At 64.3% G+C, this 14,655-nt stretch carries 12 protein-coding genes and 1 pseudogene; 3 read left to right on the top strand and 10 right to left on the bottom strand.

Going from position 1 to position 14,655, the window contains the following annotated elements; translation table 11 throughout:
* A pseudogene (locus tag GXB81_RS31515) lies at nucleotides 1-391 on the bottom strand (hypothetical protein); the annotation flags it as partial.
* Between the two features lie 541 nt (nucleotides 392-932).
* Between GXB81_RS31515 and GXB81_RS20280 the strand changes: the two are divergent.
* Nucleotides 933-3,434, top strand: a complete 2,502-nt coding sequence (locus GXB81_RS20280) for a penicillin-binding protein 1A (protein WP_167046042.1) — start codon at nucleotides 933-935, stop codon at nucleotides 3,432-3,434.
* A gap of 186 nt (nucleotides 3,435-3,620) precedes the next feature.
* On the opposite strand, the gene GXB81_RS20285 is transcribed toward GXB81_RS20280, so the two are convergent.
* From GXB81_RS20285 to GXB81_RS20315, 7 genes are all read right to left on the bottom strand, one after another.
* Nucleotides 3,621-3,884, bottom strand: coding sequence for a hypothetical protein (locus GXB81_RS20285; protein ID WP_205990177.1), 264 nt, complete (start codon nucleotides 3,882-3,884; stop codon nucleotides 3,621-3,623).
* A 354-nt stretch (nucleotides 3,885-4,238) separates the two neighbouring features.
* Nucleotides 4,239-4,475: a hypothetical protein gene (locus tag GXB81_RS20290; protein ID WP_167284040.1), complete on the bottom strand. Its 237-nt coding sequence runs from the start codon at nucleotides 4,473-4,475 to the stop codon at nucleotides 4,239-4,241.
* A gap of 166 nt (nucleotides 4,476-4,641) precedes the next feature.
* Nucleotides 4,642-4,938: a hypothetical protein gene (locus GXB81_RS20295; RefSeq protein ID WP_167284039.1), complete on the bottom strand. Its 297-nt coding sequence runs from the start codon at nucleotides 4,936-4,938 to the stop codon at nucleotides 4,642-4,644.
* A gap of 31 nt (nucleotides 4,939-4,969) precedes the next feature.
* Nucleotides 4,970-5,233 carry a hypothetical protein gene (locus tag GXB81_RS20300; protein ID WP_167046027.1) on the bottom strand — a complete coding sequence of 88 codons (264 nt, stop codon included), beginning with the start codon at nucleotides 5,231-5,233 and terminating at the stop codon, nucleotides 4,970-4,972.
* 525 nt (nucleotides 5,234-5,758) lie between these two features.
* Complete coding sequence (locus GXB81_RS20305; protein ID WP_205990190.1) at nucleotides 5,759-7,321, bottom strand: efflux transporter outer membrane subunit; 1,563 nt, start codon at nucleotides 7,319-7,321, stop codon at nucleotides 5,759-5,761.
* A gap of 14 nt (nucleotides 7,322-7,335) precedes the next feature.
* A complete protein-coding gene (locus GXB81_RS20310; RefSeq protein WP_205990178.1) occupies nucleotides 7,336-10,464 on the bottom strand; it encodes an efflux RND transporter permease subunit in 3,129 nt (1,042 codons plus the stop codon).
* On the bottom strand, nucleotides 10,461-11,585 hold the full coding sequence (locus tag GXB81_RS20315; protein WP_241016452.1) for an efflux RND transporter periplasmic adaptor subunit: 1,125 nt from the start codon (nucleotides 11,583-11,585) through the stop codon (nucleotides 10,461-10,463). Before GXB81_RS20315 ends, GXB81_RS20310 begins: the two co-directional genes overlap by 4 nt.
* Nucleotides 11,586-11,827: 242 nt before the next feature.
* Here GXB81_RS20315 and GXB81_RS20320 point away from each other — a divergent pair, with 242 nt between their 5' ends.
* Entirely contained in the window at nucleotides 11,828-12,445 is a 618-nt protein-coding gene (locus tag GXB81_RS20320) for a TetR/AcrR family transcriptional regulator (protein ID WP_167046018.1), read from the top strand.
* 271 nt (nucleotides 12,446-12,716) lie between these two features.
* Here GXB81_RS20320 and GXB81_RS20325 read toward each other — a convergent pair whose 3' ends face one another.
* Nucleotides 12,717-12,929, bottom strand: a complete 213-nt coding sequence (locus GXB81_RS20325; RefSeq protein ID WP_167046015.1) for a hypothetical protein — start codon at nucleotides 12,927-12,929, stop codon at nucleotides 12,717-12,719.
* A 260-nt stretch (nucleotides 12,930-13,189) separates the two neighbouring features.
* On the opposite strand from GXB81_RS20325, the gene GXB81_RS20330 reads away from it, so the two are divergent.
* Nucleotides 13,190-14,266: a LysR family transcriptional regulator gene (locus GXB81_RS20330; protein ID WP_205990180.1), complete on the top strand. Its 1,077-nt coding sequence runs from the start codon at nucleotides 13,190-13,192 to the stop codon at nucleotides 14,264-14,266.
* An 82-nt stretch (nucleotides 14,267-14,348) separates the two neighbouring features.
* Here the strand turns inward: GXB81_RS20330 and GXB81_RS20335 are convergent, their stop codons facing one another.
* Nucleotides 14,349-14,579, bottom strand: a complete 231-nt coding sequence (locus GXB81_RS20335; RefSeq protein ID WP_167046009.1) for a DUF2795 domain-containing protein — start codon at nucleotides 14,577-14,579, stop codon at nucleotides 14,349-14,351.
* Between the last annotated feature and the right edge of the window lie 76 nt (nucleotides 14,580-14,655).

The raw sequence follows: 14,655 nt of genomic DNA on the forward strand, positions 1-14,655 counted from the left end.
TAGCGCGTGTCGCGTCGTCAGTGCTTGAGGCATGGGCTGAATCGGCGGCTGCGGGCACGCTGTTCACCGACCCGGCGGCACCCGCCGCACGGCCCGGCGCCTTGGTGTCGTTTGCCTTGTGAGGCACACTCGCGGGTGTCGTCGCTCGCGCATGCCGCGTTCCGCGCGCGACGCGTTGCAGCGCCGCGTTCAGCGCATCGGGCGCGCGCGGTGCGCGCAGCCGGTCGACGATACTCGCCGCCTTGACCTGCTCGCTTGTCGCGCCGAAGCTCAGCACCGCGCGCCGCATCAGTTCGCTCACGCTGATGCCCAGATCCTCCGCGGTCTGGGTGATGGCGCGCTTCTGCGCGGTCGTGACGAATACGACGATGCGCTCGCTGGGCTTGGTCATGATCGGCTCGCAGGCTTGTTGGCATGAGTGGGGCACGGCGTGCATCCGGCGCCGTGCGTCCGAGCTGTGCATTCACGGTACGTCGGCACGTGCGCGGAACAGGGCCGGGCGCGCCGGCTTCATCATATGACGAGTTGCCCGGATACGAAATGTTCGTTGCACGAAAATCCCGTGACATCAATGAGTTGTAGCGTTTCCAGGCAGTTTGTCCACAGCCCTTTCAACATTTTCTGTTGATAACCTCGCATAAATTGCCGGTCGCGCGCGGCTCGCGCCATGCGCTTCCCGAAATTACAGGTCCTTACCTTGGCGCGCCGCTTCACGAAGGGAATTCTTACAAAAAAACTGCGTTGGACCCCGGCCGATTTATTTAAAATGTGCTGTTACGTTGCGCCGGACAGGGTTCGAGGCGTGCCGTGCGGCCGGCCGGGGGCAAGGTCCGCGCGGCGGCGTACGCCGAGGCCCGGATGCTCGATCACGACCCAGGCGCGCATCGCGAGCGCGCGGACAGGCGTGCGGTTGCACGCCCACTATTCAAGTCATGCCAATCATCAAACGACCGCATTCCTCCCATTCTCCGGCCGGTGAAGACCGGGACTCCCGCCAACGCACTCCAGGTCGCAATGCCGCTTCGCGTGACGTGGGGCGCGGCCGCCGCTCGTTCGGCACGTCGTTCGTGCTGTGGTTCTTCGGCCTGATCGCGACCGCCGTCGTGGTGGGGGCGCTGATCGTCGGCTATGCGCTCGTCGTGATGGGGCCGCAACTGCCGTCGCTCGACGCGCTGACCGACTATCGCCCGAAGGTGCCGCTGCGCGTCTATACCGCGGACCACGTGCTGATCGGCGAATTCGGCGAGGAGCGGCGCAGCCTCGTGCGCTTCCAGGACATTCCGGACCAGATGAAAAAAGCGGTGCTCGCGATCGAGGACTACCGCTTCTACGAACACGGCGGGGTCGACTTCGTCGGCATCCTGCGCGCCGGTTTCGCCGACCTCGCGCACGGCGGCGCCTCGCAGGGCGCGAGCACGATCACGATGCAGGTCGCGCGCAACTTCTTCCTTTCCAGCGAGAAGACCTACACGCGCAAGATCTACGAGATGCTGCTCGCCTACAAGATCGAGCGCGCGCTCACGAAAGACCAGATTCTCGAGCTGTACATGAACCAGATCTATCTGGGCGAGCGCGCGTACGGCTTTGCCGCGGCCGCGCGCGTGTACTTCGGCAAGGACCTGAAGGACATCACGCTCGCCCAGGCCGCGATGCTCGCGGGCCTGCCGAAGGCGCCGTCCGCGTATAACCCGGTCGTCAATCCGAAGCGCGCGAAGATCCGTCAGGAGTACATCCTGCGGCGCATGCTCGAGCTGAACTACATCACGCAGCAGCAGTACGACGAGGCGATCAAGGAAGAGATTCACACCAAGAACCCGGGCAACGAGTACAGCGTGCATGCCGAGTACGTCGCCGAAATGGTGCGGCAGATGATGTACGCGCAGTACAAGGACGAGACCTATACGCGTGGCCTGAACGTCACGACCACGATCGACTCCGCCGATCAGGACGCCGCGTATCACGCGGTGCGCAAGGGCGTGATGGACTACGAGCGGCGCCACGGCTATCGCGGACCGGAGGGCTTCGTGCAACTGCCCGCGGCCGGCGACGATCGCGATCAGACCATCGACGACGCGCTCACCGATCACCCGGACAACGGCGAGATCATCGCGGGCGTCGTGACCGATGCGAGCGCGAAGCAGGTGGCCGCGCAACTGGTGGACGGCACCCAGGTGACGGTGACGGGCGACGGTCTGCGCTTCGTCGCAGCGGCATTGAGCCCGCGCGCGTCGGCAACGCTGCGCATCAGGCCGGGCTCGATCGTGCGCCTGATGGCCGACGACAAGGGCAACTGGCAGATCACGCAGCTGCCGCAGGTGGAAGGCGCGCTCGTGTCGCTGACGCCGCAGGACGGCGCGATTCGCGCGCTGATCGGCGGCTTCGACTTCAACAAGAACAAGTTCAACCACATCACGCAGGCCTGGCGCCAGCCCGGTTCGAGCTTCAAGCCGTTCATCTATTCGGCCGCGCTCGACAAGGGGCTCGGACCGGCGACGATCATCAACGACGCGCCGCTGTACTTCCCGCCGAGCACGCCGGGCGGCGACGCGTGGGAGCCGAAGGACGACGATCAGCCTGATGGCCCGATGCCGATGCGCCTCGCGTTGCAGAAGTCGAAGAACCTCGTGTCGATCCGCATCCTGTCGTTCATCGGCACGAAGTATGCGCAGGACTTCGTCACGCAGCGCTTCGGCTTCGACCCCGACAAGACCCCGCCGTATCTGCCGATGGCGCTCGGCGCGGGCCTCGTCACGCCGTTGCAGTCGGCGGGCGCGTACTCGGTGTTCGCGAACGGCGGCTACCGGATCAATCCGTATCTGATCAGCGAAGTGACCGATGCGCGCGGCGTGCCGATCTCGCGCGCGCAGCCGCTCGTCGCCGGCCGCGACGCGCCGCGCACGCTCGAGCCGCGCAACGCGTACATCATGAACAGTCTGCTGCATTCGGTCGCGACCGCGGGCACCGGCGCGGGCACCAACGTGCTGCATCGCTCGGACCTGCAGGGCAAGACCGGCACGACCAACGACGCCAAGGACGGCTGGTTCGCCGGCTATCAGCAGTCGCTCGTCGCGGTCGCGTGGATGGGCTACGACCAGCCGAAGAGCCTCGGCAGCCGCGAATTCGGCGCGCAGCTCGCGCTGCCGATCTGGGTCGAGTACATGCAGCGCGCGTTGCGCGGCGTGCCGCAGGCGGAGCCGCCGCAGCCCGATGGCGTGACCGCGATGGACGGCGAACTGTTCTTCACCGACATGCTGCCGGGACATGGCTTCGTCGCGAGTATCGGCCTCGATTCGGGCACCCCGACGGCGGGCGCGAGCGACGCGGTCGGCGGAGTGGGGCCGGCCGGCATGACGCCGCCGGCGGTGCCGCCGCCGAGCGTGTCGTCGAGCGAGAAGAAGCAGATCATGGATCTGTTCGAGACGAACAAGCCTTGAGGTTGTGGTTCTGAGCCGGCGCGGCTTTCGTGGTGTTTTGACGAGGGCTGCGTTGGCTGTGGGGTTGGGGGGATTGAGGAAGGGCAGGTAGTTGTGAGCTACCGTGGGGTTGCTTCGTCGTATAGAAAGACCACGGCAGGATTACGCACCTTCAATATTCCCTGCACGGGTTGTTCATCATGATCGTCAGGGCAGCGGGAATTGATCCGGCTTCACGCACAGGCGATTTTTGATCTCGGGGTGGTAGATCGAGAGAATGCCGAGCGCTGTTGCGCCGAGTCGGTTCGCGATGTTTTCTGTCAATTCTCCGCCGGGAATATCTTCGAGGCGCCACGGCGCAATGACATTTTTTCCGCGCAACGCGGCAAGGTCTGCATCCTTAACCGAGAAAACTTCGAGTTGCTGCAATTCCGGGTTATACGAAACAACAAACGATTTTGCGGTGACCATAATTACTCCGTGGCTGGTTGCGTTGGCGTCCAGTTGATCGGCTCTGCAGTTGTGATCTGAAGGCGCTTACGAAGATCGTCGTGTACGCCCGCCTGCATCAGTATCGCCAGTGCACCTAGTTTGCGGGCATCTTCATCATCGATCGGCTGCGAACTATGCTCCTGTGCATCGGGGGAATCGTCATCCCGTCGCTACGGGCCAATTTGCGATCAATGACTGACTGCACTTCGCGCCTAAAAACGGTGCATATCCTCAATTGCCGTGTTTCTTCGTCGTAGAAAACGATTGTCGCGCGGGGAGGCTTAGGCATGTCAGTATCCTCTGCAACTCTGGTAATTGGAAAACGCGCGCTGCTTATTCATCAGTCGTGGTTGGCGCCGGAGTAACTTTGATATGTGGTTTCAAATCGGGATTGGACAGCGCTAACAGATTTAGCGTTGCACCGCCGAACCGTCGTGCGAACTCGTCGTCCAGTGAGTAACCGTAGTCGGCGAGAGGCAATTCCATAGGAAAGAGACGTTGAGTAACGGCCAGTATCTTTTCAACGTCCAGGGTATACGAGATGAGCGCCTGCTTTTCTTCGGACCACATGACGACGACACATCGCTTGTTTGGGTGGTTTGCCATTAATAGTTTCTACATTGATCCGGCCCATTTTCATGTCGAGGCTAGCTCTGAAATGTATGTTGTGGGCACAGTACATAAGCCTAGGAGTATCGATACATGTTCTCTGCTATTACGCATGCGCCCGTTCCGGTTACTTTTCGTCGCACTGAGGCGGCTCGGGATGCCCGATTGAGTCCGGATGAGGGGTGACGCTGATGTATTGCTTCAATTCCGGTTGATGCACGGCCAGAAGGCCGAAGATAACGCCTCCGATGGTTCGGGCCGATTCATCATCAAGTTTGAAGTCAACATCTTCAAGAGGCCATGGAACAATCAGGGCGGAATCCATCCGTCTGGCAAGCGAGTCTCGATACAGCGTGCAAATTTTCAGTGCCTGTTGATCTTCGTCGTAAGCGATGACGACGCATCGCGGTGGCCTTTTTTCCATCTCAATCCCGTCCTCTCAAACTGACCAGCCGTCACGGCAGCGGGAATTGATCCGGCTTCACGCGCAGGCGCTCTTTAAGCCCGGGGTGGTAGATCGAGAGGATGCCGAGAGCACATGCCCCGAGGCGATTGGCGACGTTCTCGGTCAGCTCACCGCCTGGAATGGCATCAAGACGCCACGGAGCGACGACGGCGTTCTCACGCAGCGGCGTGAGGTCTGAGTCTTTGAGCGAGCACATTTCGAATTGCTGAAGTTCCTCGTTGAATGAGACGACGAAAGAGTGTGGTGTGGGCATGACCTGGAATCCCCCGCATTGGTTGTTGAGTCGGAACGCCGTCCATACCCAAGTCAGATCAGCGGGCAAACGTATCATGGCGTCGAATCGCGTATGACAAAAGAATGAGGCCCCGAAACCGCTGCAAATGCTGAAGTACATCTCTGGCAGCCTCGGGAGCGCACTTCGTGGCAATTGACGATAGCGTGCAACATTGTGGGAGACTGTTATCGTCCTGGTCGATGTATTGCTTGGTTCGCAGCCAGGAATTGATCCGGGCCCTTACCAGGCCGTAGGTCTATTTCCATGGGACATCGGACTACCGACGATCGGGCATGACCGGAAGTAAAACCCCGAAGCCTCGCCGTTGAGCGACAGCGGCACCAATACTCGCCCGTCAGAGAATCAAATCGACAGGCTCATTTCGCGCCGCCCGGACAAATCCCCGTTCGTTCAATGCGTTAGCCTGCTTGTCAGAGAGTTTTCAACAGGCTCTTCAACATAAACTGGGGATAAGTACGCCATGCTCCCTACGGAATCCCATGTTTAGTTCGGCACGTTGGCCTTCGTCGCCGTATCCGACGCCGCCGAAGCCGCAGCCGCAGGCAACGACGCTCCCACCTCACTCACCGGCGGATTACCCATCGCCTGAAACAGCGCCGCCGTGTCGGTCAGCCGCGCGCTCGTATAGCGGATCTCGTCGAGCTGCGCATTGCGCCACTGTTGTTCGCTCGAGCGCGTCGATGCAACGGGCAGCGCGCCGAGCCGGTAGCGCGCCGACGTCTCGTTGAACACGCCCTGTGCCGAGCGCGCGGCGACGTTGGCCGCATCGAGCGATTGCGCGTCGTGATCGAGTGCGGCGAGCGTATCGGCGACGTTCTGGAACGCGGCGAGCACGGTCTGCTTGTACTGCGAGACCGTGGCCTCGTAGGTGTCCTGGGCCGCGCGGCGCTGCGCGAAGAGCGCACCGCCATGAAACAGCGGCTGCGACAGCGACGCGCCGAGGCTCCAGATCGCGCCCGCGCCCGACAGCGCGACCGGCCAGCTAAAGCCGCCTTGTCCCATCGACGCCGACAGCGACAGGCTCGGGAACATCTGCGCGGTCGCCACGCCAACGTCGACCGCCGCGGCCTTCAGCGCGGCGTCGGCGGCCTGAATATCGGGCCGCGAACGCAGCAGTTCCGAGGGCACCACGACCGGCACCTGCTCGGGCAGATGCAACTGCGCGAGATCGAGATCGGCGGGCGCGGTGTCCGGCGTGCGGCCGAGCAGCACCGCGAGCGCGTGACGCGTCGTCAGCCATTGCTGCTTCAGCGCCGGCAGACTTGCCGACACGCTGGCCGCACTCTGCTGCGCGTTCAGCAGATCGGCATGCGATACCGCGCCGAGTTCATAGCGCCGCGCGGTGTCGCGCGCCTGATCGTTGGCGAGGCTCACGAGCCGTTCGGTCGTGTCGATCTGCGCGTGCAACGCGGCGCTCGTGAGCGCTGCGCTCACGATGTTCGCGGCCAGCGCGCGGCGTGCGGCATCGAACTGATAGACCTGCACGTTCACGCGCGCGGCAAGTGCCGCGTTCGCGAGGCGCGCGGCGCCGAACAGGTCGAAGGTGTAATGCGCCTGCAACTGGCCGACGAACACGTTGTACAGAAACGTGTTCGGCCCGGCTTCGGGAATCGCGAGCGCGCGATTGCGCGTCGCCTGGCCGCCCGCGTCGATGGTCGGCAGCAGCGAACTGCCGACCTGCGCGCGCAACTGCTCGCGCGCGGCGGCGAGACTGCGGTCGGTGGCCGCGAGCGTCGGACTGTTGCGCAGGCCTTCGTCGACGAGCGCGTTCAGCGCATCCGAGCGGTATAGCTTCCACCACTCGGGCACCGGCTGCGCGCCGCTCACGAACTGCTGCGCGACGCCTTGCGCGGGCACGGTTTGCGTCGGCAATGCTTCGGCGCCGTAGTGCGCGGGCTGCGGCATCGCGGGCGGCTCGCCGCTCGGTCCGAACGCGCAGGCGGCGAGCAGGCAGGTGACGCTTGCGATGCTCGCGGCGAGCGGGATGCGCGGGATGCGGGCCCGCGCATCGAAGCGCGGGCGGCGAGGGAGTGCGGGAGTCGCCATGCGGGTGCTCATGCTCAGTTTCCGGTATGCGCGCCGCCGGAGCCGGCGGGCGTCGGCGGCTCGCGCTCGTCGGTCCGCACGCGGAACGACGCGGCATACAGCGCGGGCAGATAGAACAGCGTGAGGATCGTCGCGCTCGTGATGCCGCCCATCAGCGCGGTCGCCATCGGCCCGAAGAAGTTCGAGCGCAGGAGCGGGATCAGCGCGAGCACGGCGGCCGCGGCGGTCAGCGTGATCGGCCGGAAGCGCCGCACGGTCGCGCCGACGATCGCATCGAAACGCTTGTGTCCCGCGGCGATGTCCTGTTCGATCTGATCGACGAGAATCACCGAGTTGCGCATGATGATGCCGAACATCGCAATCACGCCGAGCATCGCGACGAAGCCGAACGGCTGGCCGAACAGCAGCAAGGTGAGCACGACGCCGATCAGCCCGAGCGGCGCGGTCAGCACGACCATCAGCACGCGCGCGAAGCTTTGCAGCTGGATCATCAGCAGCGTCAGCACCGCGATCACCATGATCGGAATCTGCGCGTTGATCGAGGTTTGTCCCTTCGCGCTTTCCTCGACCGAGCCGCCGATCTCGATGCGGTAGCCGACCGGCAGCGTCGCGCGGATCGGTGCGAGCGCACGGTCCACCGCGTGCGTGACGTCGATGCCTTGCGCACCGGCCGCGACGTCGGATTGCACGGTGATGGTCGGCTGGCGGTCGCGTTCCCAGATCACGCCGTATTCGAGGTCGTTGCGCAGCGTCCCAAGCGTGCCGAGCGGCACCGGGCCGTTCGGCGTCGGCATCGCGAGCGCGGTCAGTTGCGACGGGTCGACGCGCTCGGCGCGCGGCGCGCGCAGATCGACGCTGATCAGCTTGTCGCGTTCGCGATACTGCGTGACCGTGTAGCCCGAGAGCGTCATCGCAAGGAAGCTCGAAATGTCTTCGGACGTCACACCCAGTTCGCGCGCGCGTTTCTGGTCGATCTCGAAGTGCGCCGAGCGCTCGGCCGGTTCGTCCCAGTCGAACTGCACGTTGCGGGTGCCGTTGTTCGCGCGCATCGCCGCGGCGACGCGCTCGGCGATCGAGCGCACGGTCGCGATGTCGTCGCCGCTCACGCGGAACTGCACCGGATAGCCGACCGGCGGCCCGTTTTCGAGGCGCGACAGGCGCGTGCGGATCGCCGGGAAGTGGTCGCGCAATTGCGGTTCGAGCCACTGCGCGAGCTTCTCGCGATCCTTGACCGACTTCGCCGTGACCACGAACTGCGCGAAATTGGGCTGCTGCAATTGCTGATCGAGCGGCAGATAGAAACGCGGCGCGCCGGTGCCGACGAAGCTGACCGTGTGGTCGATCTCGGGGCGGCCTGCGAGCGTTTTTTCCAGGCGCTCGGCCTGGCGCAGCGTCGCGTCGAACGACGCGCCTTCGGGCAGCCGCACGTCGATCAGCAATTCCGGCCGGTCCGAACTCGGGAAGAACTGCTGCGGCACGAGCGAGAAGCCGGCCATCGCGAGCACGAACAGCAGCACCGTGATCGCGAGCACGACGAAGCGCCGCTCGATGCACCAGCCGATCCAGCCGCGCAGACGCGTATAGAAGCGCGTGTCGTAGATGTCGTGTTCGTGATCGTCGGGCTCGTGCGCATGGCGCTTGCGCTCGGGCAGCATGTGATAGCCGAGCAGCGGAATCAGCACGACCGCGGCGAGCCACGACGCGATCAGCGCGATCGCCGAGACCTCGAAGATCGAGCGCGTGTATTCGCCCGTGCTCGATTTCGCGAGCGCGATCGGCAGGAAGCCGGAGACGGTCACGAGCGTGCCGGTCAGCATCGGAAACGCGGTGCTCGTGTAGGCGAAGGCCGCGGCGCGCGCGCGGTTCCAGCCTTGTTCGAGCTTGACCGACATCATCTCGACCGCGATGATCGCATCGTCGACGAGCAGCCCGAGCGCGAGCACGAGCGTGCCGAGCGACACCTTGTGCAGGCCGATGTCGAACAGGTACATGCACAGCGCGGTGACGGCGAGCACGATCGGAATCGAGATCACGACGACCATGCCGGTGCGCACGCCGAGCGACACGAGGCTCACGATCAGCACGATCGCGACCGCCTCGGCGACGGCTTCGAGGAAGTCGTCGACCGAGCGCGCGACCGCGTGCGGCATGCTCGACACTTCGACGAGCCTGAGGCCCGCGGGCAGCGCCGCGCGCAATTGCGTCATCTGCCGGTCGAGCGCCTGGCCGAGACGGATCACGTCGCCGCCCGGCTGCATCGTCACGCCGATGCCGAGCACCGGTTTGCCGCCGAAGCGCATCTGCGTGACGATGGGATCGTCGTAGCCGCGCTTGATCGTGGCGATATCGCCGAGACGGAACGTGCGGTTGTTGATGCGGATCAGCGTGTCGGCGAGTGCGTTGACGTCGTTGAACTGGCCGCTCGGGCGCACGAATACGCGGTCGTCGGTGGTGGTCAGGGTGCCCGCAGGCGCGATCGTGTTCTGCGCGTTGATCGCCTGACCGAGTTGCTGCGGCGAAATGCCGAGGCGCGTGAGTTGCGTGTTGGCGATCTCGATGTAGATGTGCTGATCGGGGTCGCCGAAATAATCGACCTTGCCGACGCCCGGCACGCGCAGCAGCACCGTGCGCAACTGGTCCGCGTAATCGTGCAGTTGCGCGGGGGAAAAGCCGTCGCCTTCGAGCGTGTAGATGTTCGTGTAGACGTCGCCGAACTCGTCGTTGAAGAACGGTCCCTGAATGCCGGGCGGCAAGGTCGACGCGATATCGCCGACTTTCTTGCGCACCTGGTACCATGTTTCGGGTACCTGACTAACCGGCGCCGAGTCTTTCATCGAGAAGAAGATCAGCGATTCGCCGGGGCGCGAATAGCTGCGCACGAAGTCGATGTAGGGCGTTTCCTGCAGCTTGCGGCCGATGCGATCGGTCAACTGCTCCTGCACCTGGCGCGCGGTGGCGCCGGGCCAGAAGGTGCGGATCACCATCACGCGGAACGTGAAGGGCGGGTCTTCGGATTGCGCGAGGCGCGTGTACGCGAGCACGCCGAATGCGGTGGCGAGCGCGATCAGGAACACGACCAGCGCCTGGTGGCGCAGCGCCCATGCGGACAAGTTGAAGCGTCCCTCTTCATGCGGCGTGCTCATGAAGCGAAGTCCTCGGGATGTAGCGGCGCGATCGTGCGGACCTTCTCGCCCGCGCTCACGGTGTGCACGCCTTGCAGCACGACGCTTTCGCCGTCCTTCAACCCTTCGCTGACGACGATCGTGCGCTCGTTGTAGCGCACGATCGTCACGCGGCGCAGTTCGAGCGTGTTGTCCGCGGCGCGCACGACCCAGACGGCCGGCTGCTGGCTGTCGTGAAACAGCGCGGTGACGGGCAGCGAGAAGAGGCCGTGCTGCGCGGCTGCCGTGGCGAGCGGCAGGGCGGGCGTAACGTCGGCGGTCATGCCGAGCCGCACGTCCGGGCCGGCATCGGCAAGCGTGAGCCTTGCGCGCCAGGTGCGGCTTTGGGGATCGGCAGCGGGCGAGAGTTCGCGCACGCGCGCACTGAACTGGCGGCCCGGCAACGCGGCCAGCGTAACGCTCGCGCTTTGCCCGACCGCGAACGCGGCGAGCGCGCTTTCCGGCACGTCGCATAGCACGTCGGTGTCGCCGCTCCACGCGAGGTTGTAGACGGCCTGGCCCGCCGATACGTTCTGGCCGGTGTCGGCCTGTTCCGCCGTGATGACGCCCGCATGACCGGCGACGAGCGTGGTGTACTGCAACTGGTTCTTCGCGAGCGCCAACTGCTGCTGCGCCTGATCGCGTTGCGCCTGCGCGGACGAATAGGCGTTGCTGGTCTGCTCCAGCTGCGCCGGGGCGATCAGGTTCTCTTTCGCTTGCGCCTTGTCGCGCTCGAATTGCTGTTGCGCATAGACGAGATTGTGTTGCGCGGCGTCGAGTTGCGCCTGCGCGCTGGCGGTGCTTTTCTGCGCATCGGCGGGATCGAGCAGGGCGACGACCTCGCCGTTTTTCACGACATCGCCGAGCCGCACGCGCCGCTCGATGATCTTGCCGCCGACCCGAAACGACAGCGGCGTCGAATAGCGCGCCTGCACTTCGCCGGGCAGCGACGCCGCCTGCAGCGCCTCGCTGTCCGCATGCACGGCGAGCGCGACCACCGGACGCGGCGCGGGTGCCGCGGCTTCTTTCTTCGAGCAGGCCGCGAGGAGCGCCGCGCCTGCCAGCACGACGGCGCACGTGCGGAGCAGGAGGCCATGACGCATGGGCGGGGGAGACTGCTGGCGCATCGCAGACGATGCGGGAGAACCGGGACGCTTCACAATTACCCCAACTGGAGACAGCGAACGAACACGGCAAGCCGCGGCGGCCCGCCAGCGAGGACCCGTGCGCCGATCATACAAATGGCATACGGAACCGACTCTGAATGATGCCTTGCATTCTAATACACAGCTGTATTTGAATGTCGAGGTGAATCGGAATTCTTTTCGGTGCTAGACTTGCGCCCATGAAACGGCAACGACTGACAAGAGAGCAAAGCAAGGACCAGACGCGGGAGCGTCTGCTCGATGCTGCGCAGACGACTTTTATGAAGAAAGGTTTCGTCGCGGCGAGCGTCGAAGACATTGCGGCGGCTGCGGGCTATACGCGCGGCGCGTTCTATTCGAACTTCCGCAGCAAGACCGACCTCTTTCTCGAATTACTGCGGCGCGATCACGAAACGATGCAGGCGGGGCTGCACGCGATCTTCGAGAGCGCGGCGTCGCGCGAGGAGATGGAAGCGCGCGTGCTGCATTACTACAGCACGCTGCATCGCGAGAACAAATGCTTCCTGCTGTGGGTCGAGGCGAAGCTGCTCGCGGTGCGCGACGGCCGTTTCCGGCCGCGTTTCAACGCGTTCATGCACGAGAAGCTCGAACAGCTAGCCGCGTATATCCGCGAGTTTTCGGTGCGGGTCGGCACGCCGCTGCTGATGCCGCCCGAGCAACTGGCTATCGGCCTGATGGGCCTGTGCGACGGTATGCACTTCTTCTATTCGGTCGATCCGCAGAATGTGCCGACGGAGAAGGTCGAAACGGTGCTGGCGGGATTTTTCGCGCGTGTGGTGTTCGGGCGCGAGGCGTGAGTTTCGGCTTGGGGTAATGCAGGGGGACTGCGCAGCCGGGCTCCCTCGAAGGTGGGTAGCCTTGTGGCACGGCGCGCGATCGTCAGATGGTCGCGCGCAGTTGAAATTGCGCCGAAGCGAAGCGGAGGGAAATGCGGTGAAGCCGTATTGAATTCGCGCAAGAATTACAAAAACGCGCGCAATCTACGAGCAGACCAGGCGAACTGAACGAGCGAACGCGCGACCCAGTCTGGATCGCGCGTCGGATACGACAAAACGGAAACGGCGAAAATCAGTCGACCGGCAATTGCGCGCAAAGGTCGGCGGCCGGTGCCGCGCAAGCGAACGCATATTGGCCGCTTGTATTGATGATCTTTTCCCCCGCGTGCAGGGCGACCTTGATGTCCGGGCAACGCTCGTAACCGATGTAGGCCGAGCTGGCCGCAGCGGACCAGCAGACAAGCGTAAACGCGATTTTTTCCAGAAGATGAAAGCGATGTGGCATGGCGGTAATTTCCTTTTGGCCGCCATTTTACCAGTTAACTAGGGTTTATACCTAGCTAAAACCCATAATAGACTCAAAAATAGTGGTGCGGCAGTCAAGCCGCATCGAACCTGACGGGAATGTCATGTCCAGGTCAGGGTTGGGACATGATCCGATCGATACAATCGGTTCATCGGGCAAACCCGCGCGCGCTCCTGGCGCACGGGTCGACAGGCGGCAAGCTCGCGCCGGCCCGGCTTTACCGAGGCAGGAGTCGTCCCATGAATCAACTGCAGTCGATGCGCGTGTTCGTCAAGGTGGCAGATCTCGGCAGTTTCGTCGGCGCGGCAGGCGCACTCGATCTGTCGACCGCAGTGGTCACGCGGCACGTGGCGGATCTCGAAGCGCGGCTCGGTACGCGCCTGCTTAACCGCACCACGCGTCGTCTGTCGCTGACCGAGTCCGGCGCGACCTATCTGGAGCGCGTGCGCCATATTCTCGCGGACCTCGAAGGCGTCGAGCAGATGGTGGTGGCGCGCAATCACGAGCCCGTCGGCACGCTGCGCATCGTCGCGCCGGTCGTGTTTGGGCTGCATAGTCTCGCGCCGGTCGTGCAGTCGTACGCGGCGCGCTATCCGGACGTCCTGCCCGATGTCACGCTCGCCGACCGCAACGTCGATCTGGTCGAAGAGGGCTTCGACGTCGGCATTCTGGTCGCGCGACACATGCGCAGCGCGAGCATCGTCACGCGGCGTTTGACGACCGGCTACATGACGGTCTGCGCAACGCCGGCTTATCTCGCGCAGCATGACACGCCAACGCGCCCCGAGCATCTGCTGCAGCATTCGTGTCTGAGCCGGCCGGCCGAGCAGGGCGGCGGCGAGGAGCGCGTGTTCAAGGGGCCGGACGGCGAAGTGCGGGTGCGGCCCGTCAACGCGATCGCCGCGAACAATACCGAAATGCTGCGGCAGTTCGCCTTGCTGGGCATGGGCGTGGCGATCCTGCCGAGCTATCTGATCGGGCGCGATCTGGCGGCGGGGCGCCTCGTGCGTCTGCTCGACGATTACAGTCTGCCGCCGATCGAAATCACGATTGCCTACCCGAGCCGTCTGCATCTGCCGGCGAAGGTGCGCACCTTCATCGACCACCTGGTCGATCATTTCCAGCCCGGTAGCGGCCTCACGCGCGATTCGCGCGGTGCGGCGTTCGCGCCGTCCATCGCGGAGCCGGTGTTCGGCATGACGGAGGCCGACGATTTCGACACGCCCGAACTGCCGGACGCATTGCACGAAGCAGACGAACCGGCGCGCCGCGTACCGCGTGCATCGCGTGCGCGGGTGGCGGCGCCGCAGTTCTGATTGCCGCCTGATTGATCGTGGCGTTCTGCTTATGGCGGCCAGGAAGACCTGGCCGCATGCACGGCCAGCGCGGCCGCCGCGCCTAAGCCCCTAGCCCCGGACCATAGTTGCCGCTGATCAGTCGCGTGACCGACGCAATATCCACGTAGTCCTGCTCCGGCATGCCGTCGAGCATCGCCAGCACTTCGTTGCTCGCGCCGGCTTCGCGCGCGGCGTCGACGAGCGCGTCCTTATTGGTCGGAAAGCGGACTTCGCTGAGAAGATCTGCGATCTGCAAATCGATCGATTCGCCGGGGATGTCCGAGGCAGTCATGCGCATGCTCCTGTGCTTGCTGTTGTTATGGCCGCGGCGTCTTCTGCGGAGAGCCCGATGGCGTTGCCAGGGGGCC

Origin of the sequence: Paraburkholderia sp. Ac-20336 (genome assembly GCF_017105025.1) — a bacterium.
Taxonomy (GTDB): domain Bacteria; phylum Pseudomonadota; class Gammaproteobacteria; order Burkholderiales; family Burkholderiaceae; genus Paraburkholderia.

Bases quoted from the DNA above. Each gene is read 5' to 3' on its own strand.
- GXB81_RS20280 (WP_167046042.1), top strand. From the start codon at position 933: ATGCCAATCATCAAACGACCGCATTCCTCCCATTCTCCGGCCGGTGAA.
- GXB81_RS20285 (WP_205990177.1), bottom strand. From the start codon at position 3,884: ATGGTCACCGCAAAATCGTTTGTTGTTTCGTATAACCCGGAATTGCAG.
- GXB81_RS20290 (WP_167284040.1), bottom strand. From the start codon at position 4,475: ATGTGGTCCGAAGAAAAGCAGGCGCTCATCTCGTATACCCTGGACGTT.
- GXB81_RS20295 (WP_167284039.1), bottom strand. From the start codon at position 4,938: ATGGAAAAAAGGCCACCGCGATGCGTCGTCATCGCTTACGACGAAGAT.
- GXB81_RS20300 (WP_167046027.1), bottom strand. From the start codon at position 5,233: ATGCCCACACCACACTCTTTCGTCGTCTCATTCAACGAGGAACTTCAG.
- GXB81_RS20305 (WP_205990190.1), bottom strand. From the start codon at position 7,321: ATGGCGACTCCCGCACTCCCTCGCCGCCCGCGCTTCGATGCGCGGGCC.
- GXB81_RS20310 (WP_205990178.1), bottom strand. From the start codon at position 10,464: ATGAGCACGCCGCATGAAGAGGGACGCTTCAACTTGTCCGCATGGGCG.
- GXB81_RS20315 (WP_241016452.1), bottom strand. From the start codon at position 11,585: ATGCGTCATGGCCTCCTGCTCCGCACGTGCGCCGTCGTGCTGGCAGGC.
- GXB81_RS20320 (WP_167046018.1), top strand. From the start codon at position 11,828: ATGAAACGGCAACGACTGACAAGAGAGCAAAGCAAGGACCAGACGCGG.
- GXB81_RS20325 (WP_167046015.1), bottom strand. From the start codon at position 12,929: ATGCCACATCGCTTTCATCTTCTGGAAAAAATCGCGTTTACGCTTGTC.
- GXB81_RS20330 (WP_205990180.1), top strand. From the start codon at position 13,190: ATGAATCAACTGCAGTCGATGCGCGTGTTCGTCAAGGTGGCAGATCTC.
- GXB81_RS20335 (WP_167046009.1), bottom strand. From the start codon at position 14,579: ATGACTGCCTCGGACATCCCCGGCGAATCGATCGATTTGCAGATCGCA.